This window comes from Stenotrophomonas sp. SrG (assembly GCF_050031795.1).
Lineage (GTDB): Bacteria > Pseudomonadota > Gammaproteobacteria > Xanthomonadales > Xanthomonadaceae > Stenotrophomonas > Stenotrophomonas rhizophila_A.
In genome coordinates this window covers 1-233 of sequence record NZ_JBNBBE010001533.1, presented here as the reverse complement: position 1 = coordinate 233, position 233 = coordinate 1, and the positions used below count along the sequence as shown (strand labels likewise).

At 71.7% G+C, this 233-nt stretch carries 1 pseudogene; it reads right to left on the bottom strand.

Annotated elements, in window-relative coordinates:
* A pseudogene (locus ACQG3P_RS24520) lies at nucleotides 1–233 on the bottom strand (SH3 domain-containing protein); the annotation flags it as partial.

Here is a 233-nt window from a genome sequence, read left to right as displayed (position 1 = left end):
AGGGGAGCGCGCGCAGGTCATGGATGGAGTCGTCTTCAGCGCGCATCCGCGTTTTCTGCGCGGCAATGCCTGCGCGATCCAGGATCACCCGGTCGGCATCGGTCAACCGGGCCGCCCAGAACGCCGGGTCGAGGTAGGCCTGGCGCAACCCGGTCACGCCGCCGAATGCCGCCGGGGGCGCAAAGGGCGCGTCGGACCAGGTCGCGCCGTCGGGCAGCAGCGTCAGCGCCACA